Below are 7,004 nucleotides of genomic sequence, written 5' to 3'. Positions count from 1 at the left end.
GAAGCCCGCGCCTGGACGGTGAAGCGCGGCTCCAAGGCTCCGCAGGCCGCCGGCGAAATCCACGGCGACTTCGAAAAGAAGTTCATTCGGTCCGAAACCATCGCCTATGGCGATTACATCCAGCACAAGGGCGAAAGCGGCGCCCGTGATGCTGGCCGGCTGCGCTCCGAAGGCAAGGAATATGTCGTCGTTGACGGCGATGTCATGCACATCCTGCACGGCGCATAGGTGGTGACGCGCGGCCTATCCCGCGCTAATCCTCGCGGCATGACCACGCGCCGCCAATTCCTCGCGCTCACTGCCACTGGCCTTGCGGCGCCGGCGCTGGCGCAAAAATCCGTCGACCTCGGCCTTGCCGGCGGCGCCCCCACGCGGGCGCTGACCCGCGATTTCCCCCAAAAGGGGGAAATGATCCTGCAACGCAGCAATCCGCCGCTGCTGGAAACGCCGTTCGATGTGTTCAAGACGGGCACCATCACGCCCAACGACCGTTTTTTCGTGCGCTGGCATTATCCGTTCCCGACCGACATCGACCCGCGCCGGCACCGCGTCGCCGTCACGGGGCATGTGGCCAGGCCGCTCAGCCTGTCGCTCGCCGCCATCGCCCGGCTGCCGCGCATCCGCTATGCCGCCGTCAACCAGTGCGCCGGCAATGGCCGCGCCTTGTTCAGCCCGCGCGTAGCCGGCGCCGGCTGGGCCAATGGCGCCATGGGCAATGCGGTTTGGGAGGGTGTGCGGCTGAAGGATGTGCTCGATCTTGCCGGCGTGAAACCCGGCGCAGTGTGCGTGCGAGTTTCCGGCCTTGATGCGCCCACCGCCGAAGGCGCGCCGGATTTTGCCAAATCGCTGGCTATCGATCATGCCCGCGACGGCGAAGTGATGCTGGCCTTTGCCATGAACGGCGTGGCCCTGCCGCTGCTCAACGGCTTTCCGCTGCGCCTTGTCGTGCCGGGCTGGTATTCGACCTATTGGGTCAAGATGCTGGACAGTATCGAGGTGCTGGACCGTCCCGACGATGGCTATTGGATGACACGCGCCTATCTGGCGCCGGCGACGCCCTTTGCCGACGTGGCGCCCGGCACCGCCGGCTTTGCGAGGGTGCCGGTTGCGGCCATGAGCCCGCGCGCCTTCATCACCAACATCGCAGCCGGTGCGCGGCTGCCCCGGCGCTCTCTTCACCCCGTGCAGGGCCTTGCGATGGGCGGCGACAGCGGCGTGCGCGGTGTTGAACTGTCGGGTGACGGCGGCCGGAGCTGGGCTCCGGCGCAGCTTGGCCCGGACGAAGGCCGCTATGGCTTTCGCCGGTTCATGGGCGCGGTTGCCGCGGCGCCGGGCAGCGCACGATTGATGGCGCGCGCCACCAACATGGCCGGCGTGAGCCAGCCGATGCGCCAGAACTGGAACCCCAGCGGCTATAACCGCGCCGGCGTCGAAGCCGTGGCGGTGGAGATCATCTGATGCGTGTCCTTCTTGCCCTGTTGCCGCTGGTGCTTGTGGCGGCGGCGCCTGTCCCGCAGCGGCCCGTCCGCGTCGCCATCACCGCCGATGACGGCGTGTTCGCCGATCGCGGCGCCGTGTCTGCCGATGCCGTCAACGCCAACTGCCTTGGCTGCCATTCCGCCGGCATGGTGCTGACCCAGCCGCGCCTGACGCCGGTGCAATGGGGCGAGACGATCACCAAGATGCGCGCCGTCTACAAGGCACCGATCGAGCCTGTGGACGATGCGCCGATCATCGCCTGGTTGACCGCCCCGTAAGCCCGCCGCTACAGGCCATGGGGTGACACAGCCGCTCTCCTTCCAGAACATCATCCTTGCGCTCCAGTCCTATTGGGGCAGGCATGGCTGCGCTGTGCTCCAGCCCTATGACATGGAAATGGGGGCCGGCACTTTCCACCCGGCGACCACATTGCGCGCGCTCGGCCCGCGCCCGTGGAATGCCTGTTTCGTGCAGCCCAGCCGCCGGCCATCGGATGGGCGCTATGGGCAGAACCCCAACCGGCTGCAACATTACTACCAGTTCCAGGTCATCCTCAAACCCAGCCCGGACGATTTGATCGGGCTGTATCTGGGCAGCCTTGATGCCATCGGCATCGACCGCACGAAGCACGATATCCGATTTGTCGAGGATGACTGGGAAAGCCCCACATTGGGCGCCTGGGGGCTGGGCTGGGAGGTCTGGTGCGACGGCATGGAAGTCAGCCAGTTCACCTACTTCCAGCAGGTCGCCGGGCTGGACTGCGCGCCGGTAGCAGGCGAGCTGACATATGGGCTGGAACGGCTGGCCATGTATGTGCAGGGCGTGGAGAACGTCTATGACCTTGCTTATAATGATGCAGGCGTCAGCTACGGCGATGTGTTCCTGGAAAACGAAAAGCAGTTTTCGGACTATAATTTCAACCATGCCAACACCGAGCGATTGTTCCAGCATTTCAAGGATGTGTCGGAAGAATGCCGGGCGCTGGTTGATGCGCGGCTGCCGCTGCCGGCCTATGACCAGGCGATCAAGGCCAGCCATATCTTCAACCAGTTGAATGCTCGCGGCGTCATCAGCGTGGCCGAGCGTCAGGCCTATATCGGCCGCGTGCGCGATCTGGTGAAGGCCGTGGCCGATCTGCATGTGGAGTTGGGCGCATGAGCGCGTTCCTGCTCGAAATCCTGTCCGAAGAAATCCCGGCGCGCATGCAGGTGGCCGCCGCCGAGCAGCTGCGCACCCGTTTCGAGGCGGGCATGAAAGCCGCAGGGCTGGCGCATGGCGTGGTAACGGCCGACGCCACGCCGCGCCGGCTATGGCTGATTGCGGGCGATGTCGCCGCCGCCAGCCAAGGCAGCGCCGAGGAAGTCAAAGGCCCGCGTGCCGATGCCCCGGCGCAGGCGATTGACGGCTTTTTGAAAAAGACCGGCCTCACCCGCGAACAGCTTGAAGAACGCGACACCGGCAAGGGCGTGGTGCTTTTCGCCGTGCTGCGGCGTGAGGGGCGCGCTGCGTCCGCCATCCTGTCCGATCTGGTCCCGCAGATCATCGCAGACTTTGCCTGGCCCAAATCCATGCGCTGGGGCAGCGCGCCTTCCCGCTGGGTGCGGCCGTTGTCGGGCATTGTCGCGTTGCTGGACGGCGATGTCGTGACGTGCGCCGCGCATGGCCTGACCGCCGGGCGCGAGACGCGCGGCCATCGCATCCATGCTCTCGGCCCGATCAGCATCACATCGCCCGAAAGCTATGCGGATCAGCTACGCGCTGCGTTCGTCGAAGTGCACTCCGGCACCCGCCAGCAGCTGATCAGCCAGGCAGCCGCTGCCGCCGCCGGTGCGCAGGGCCTGACCATCCTGCCTGACGAGGGATTGGTGCGCGAAAACGCTGGGCTGACCGAATGGCCGGTGCCGCTGCTGGGCCGCTTCGACCCGGCATTCCTGACCGTGCCGCCCGAGGTCATCCAGTTGACCATGCGGACCAACCAGAAATATTTCGCCTGTGCAGATGCGACGGGTGCGCTGGCCCCGGCGTTCGTCTGTGTCGCCAATCTTGTGGCCAGCGATGGCGGCGCGGCGATTGTCGCGGGCAACGAGCGCGTGCTGTCGGCGCGGCTGAGCGACGCGCAGTTCTTCTGGGAACAGGATCTGGCGGTGGTGAAGGCCGGCGGGCTGGAGGCATTTTTGCCCAAGCTGGACAGCATCGTTTTTCACGAGAAGCTGGGGACGGTTGCCGACAAGGTCGCGCGCGTCGAGGCGCTGGCGACATGGTTGGCAGAGAGTGGTGCCATCCCCTCTCCCCTTGAGGGAGAGGGCGACTCGGCGCTTTCGCCGAGCGGGGTCAGGGGTGTTGCGCCCGCCGACCCCTCACCCCGCTCGCCGTTGGCGAGTCGCCCTCTCCCGCAAGGGGAGAGGGAAGCGCTGGCGGCGCTTGCAGCCCGCGCGGCGCGGCTGGCCAAGGCCGATCTCGTGTCTGCGACGGTGGGCGAATTCCCCGAATTGCAAGGCGTCATCGGCCGCTATCTCGCGCTCGCAGGCGGTGAGGACCCGGCGGTGGCCGACGCATTGCGCGACCATTACAAGCCGGTCGGGCAGGGTGATGACGTGCCGACCGCGCCGATTAGCACAGTGATGGCGTTGGCAGACAAGCTGGATACTCTTTGTGCATTCTTTGCCTATGAAATGATCCCCACCGGGTCGAAAGATCCGTTCGCGCTCAGGCGTGCGGCACTAGGTATTCTTTCTATTTGCCTCACAAATAACATCAGACTTCCCATGTTCGAAGTTGCGCGTTTGGCGCGCGACCTTACTGGCGGGACATGGGAACGCACTGCATATCGCCACGCGGTAAACGATTTCTTCGCCGACCGTCTGAAGGTGCAGCAGCGTGAAGCCGGTGTTCGGCACGATCTGATCGATGCCGTGTTCGCGCTTGGTGGGGAGGACGACTTCGTCCGTCTGCTTGCTCGGGTTCATGCGCTCCAAGCCTTTGTAACGAGCGATGAAGGCGCAAACCTCCTCGCCGGCTACAAGCGTGCCGCCAACATCCTGAAGGCGGCGGAGAAGGACGGCGCGGCTATGGCTGCGTCGGCTGGCGGAACGGGTGAGGGCGCCGAAACCGCGCTTGCCGCCGCGCTCGATGCCGCGTTGCCGGCTGCCGCAACCGCTGTGGCGCAGGAGCGTTTCACCGATGCCATGACGGCGCTCGCCTCGCTGCGGGCGCCTGTCGATGCGTTTTTCACCGATGTCATGGTTAACGACCCGGACCCCGGTATTCGTGCGCGGCGTTTGGCCCTGCTGGCGCGTTTCCGTGATGCCGTGCACGGCGTGGCGGATTTTTCAAGGATCGAAGGATGACCAAATCCGTCTTCCGTTTCGGCGGTGGCAGCGCAGATGGCGATGCGCGGCAGAAGGAACTGCTGGGCGGCAAGGGCGCCAATCTGGCCGAAATGGCCGGAATAGGCCTTCCTGTGCCCCCCGGACTGACGATCTCCACCCCCGTGTGCGCTGCATTCTATGACGCCGGCGGCAAGCTGCCCGATGCCGTCAAGGCCGAAGTCATCGATGCGCTGGCCGCCGTCGAAGCCATTACCGGCAAGGCGTTCGGCGACGCTGCCGACCCGCTGCTCGTTTCCGTCCGCTCAGGCGCGCGCGTGTCGATGCCCGGCATGATGGACACGGTGCTCAACCTCGGCCTCAATGACGAGACGGTGCTGGGCCTTGCCGCTGCGTCGGGCAACCCGCGCTTTGCCTGGGACAGCTATCGGCGTTTTATCCAGATGTACGGCGATGTCGTGCTCGGCCTTGACCATTATCTGTTCGAGGACGCGCTGGAAATCGCCAAGGAAGACAAGGGCGTCACCCTTGATACTGCGCTCAGCGCCGAAGACCTGATGCAGCTTGTCGCCCGATATAAGGTGCTGGTGGCGCAGAACTGGGGCGATGAATTCCCGCAGGATCCGCACGAGCAATTGTGGGGCGCCATCGGCGCGGTGTTCGGATCATGGCGGTCCGACAGGGCGCGCACCTATCGGCGCCTCAATGATATTCCCGAAAGCTGGGGCACCGCCGTCACCGTGCAGGCGATGGTGTTCGGCAATCGCGGCGACACATCGGCAACCGGCGTGGCGTTCACCCGCGACCCGTCCACTGGCGAACGCGTCACCTACGGCGAATATCTCATCAACGCGCAGGGCGAGGACGTTGTCGCCGGCATCCGCACGCCGCAGTATCTCACGCTAGCCGCCCGCGAAAAGGCCGGCGCCCGCGCAGCATCGATGGAAGAAGCCATGCCGGTGGTGTTCGGTGAACTGGCGCGTGTCTTTGACCTGCTGGAAAACCACTACCGCGACATGCAGGACATCGAATTCACCGTCGAAGATTCCCGGCTGTGGATGCTGCAAACCCGCAGCGGCAAGCGCACCGCCAAGGCCGCGCTGAAAATCGCGGTCGATATGGCAAACGAAGGCCTGATCACCGAGGCCGAAGCCGTGCTGCGCGTCGAAGCCGGCGCGTTGGACCAGTTGCTGCACCCGACATTGGACCCAAAGGCGCCGCGCGACGTGATTGCGCGCGGCCTGCCCGCCAGCCCCGGCGCCGCCAGCGGCATCGTGGTGTTCGACAGCGACACCGCCGAAACCCGCGCCAAGCTGGGGGAGGCGGTCATCCTCGTGCGCACCGAAACATCGCCGGAGGACATTCACGGCATGCACGCGGCGCGCGGCATCCTGACGGCGCGCGGCGGCATGACCAGCCATGCCGCCGTGGTGGCGCGCGGCATGGGTCGCCCTTGCGTATCGGGCGCCGGCAGCCTGGCCATCGACCATGCCACCCGGACCATGAGTGTCGGCGGCCGCCGCGTGGCCGAGGGCGAGCGCATCACCATCGACGGCGCCACCGGCGAGGTCATGCTGGGTGAAGTGGCGACCGTCGAGCCGGAACTGGCCGGTGATTTCGGCACGCTGATGGTCTGGGCGGACCGGCATCGCCGCATGAAGGTGCGCACCAACGCTGAAACGCCATTGGATTGCCGCACCGCGCGCCAGTTCGGCGCCGAAGGCATCGGACTATGCCGCACCGAGCACATGTTCTTTGCGCCCGAGCGCATCACCGCCGTGCGCCAGATGATCCTGGCCGAGGACACCGCCGGACGTGCCCGCGCACTGGCGTTGTTGCTGCCCGCGCAGCGCGACGATTTTGCCGAGATTTTCCGCGTCATGGCAGGCTTGCCCGTCACCATCCGCATGCTCGATCCGCCGCTGCACGAGTTTTTGCCGCATGACGAGGCCGGCATGCGCGATGTCGCCGTCGCCACGGGATTGTCGGAAGCCACTGTGCGCCGCCGCATTGGCGAACTGCATGAATTCAACCCGATGCTCGGCCATCGCGGCTGCCGGCTGGGCATCACCTACCCCGAAATCTATGCGATGCAGGCCCGGGCGATCTTCGAGGCTGCCGTGCTGGTCGCGCGCGAAACTGGCGTTGCCGTTGTGCCCGAAGTGATGGTGCCGCTGGTGTCCACGGCGCGGGAGCTGG

General features: G+C 65.9%; 6 protein-coding genes. All 6 read left to right on the top strand.

Annotation, left to right across the window (positions count from 1 at the left end):
* On the top strand, positions 1 to 228 hold a 228-nt coding region (locus RMQ73_RS00190; RefSeq protein WP_310495936.1), incomplete at its 5' end, for a DUF933 domain-containing protein.
* 39 nt (positions 229 to 267) lie between these two features.
* Positions 268 to 1,458, top strand: a complete 1,191-nt coding sequence (locus RMQ73_RS00185; RefSeq protein WP_310495935.1) for a molybdopterin-dependent oxidoreductase — start codon at positions 268 to 270, stop codon at positions 1,456 to 1,458.
* Positions 1,458 to 1,757, top strand: coding sequence for a cytochrome C nitrite reductase (locus RMQ73_RS00180; protein WP_310495934.1), 300 nt, complete (start codon positions 1,458 to 1,460; stop codon positions 1,755 to 1,757). Before RMQ73_RS00185 ends, RMQ73_RS00180 begins: the two co-directional genes overlap by 1 nt.
* 22 nt (positions 1,758 to 1,779) lie before the next feature.
* Positions 1,780 to 2,637 carry a glycine--tRNA ligase subunit alpha gene (locus RMQ73_RS00175; protein ID WP_310495933.1) on the top strand — a complete coding sequence of 286 codons (858 nt, stop codon included), beginning with the start codon at positions 1,780 to 1,782 and terminating at the stop codon, positions 2,635 to 2,637.
* A complete protein-coding gene (glyS, locus tag RMQ73_RS00170; protein WP_310495932.1) occupies positions 2,634 to 4,826 on the top strand; it encodes a glycine--tRNA ligase subunit beta in 2,193 nt (730 codons plus the stop codon). Before RMQ73_RS00175 ends, glyS begins: the two co-directional genes overlap by 4 nt.
* Positions 4,823 to 7,004, top strand: a 2,182-nt coding sequence (gene ppdK, locus RMQ73_RS00165) for a pyruvate, phosphate dikinase (RefSeq protein WP_310495931.1), incomplete at its 3' end; no start/stop codon positions are given. The genes glyS and ppdK, both read left to right, overlap by 4 nt.

The organism is Sandarakinorhabdus sp. (genome assembly GCF_031430775.1).
Classification (GTDB): Bacteria; Pseudomonadota; Alphaproteobacteria; order Sphingomonadales; family Sphingomonadaceae; genus Sandarakinorhabdus.
Note: the sequence above shows the minus strand (reverse complement) of the source record. Positions and strands in the feature narration are given on the sequence as shown.

Bases quoted from the DNA above. Each gene is read 5' to 3' on its own strand.
- RMQ73_RS00185 (WP_310495935.1), top strand. From the start codon at position 268: ATGACCACGCGCCGCCAATTCCTCGCGCTCACTGCCACTGGCCTTGCG.
- RMQ73_RS00180 (WP_310495934.1), top strand. From the start codon at position 1,458: ATGCGTGTCCTTCTTGCCCTGTTGCCGCTGGTGCTTGTGGCGGCGGCG.
- glyS (WP_310495932.1), top strand. From the start codon at position 2,634: ATGAGCGCGTTCCTGCTCGAAATCCTGTCCGAAGAAATCCCGGCGCGC.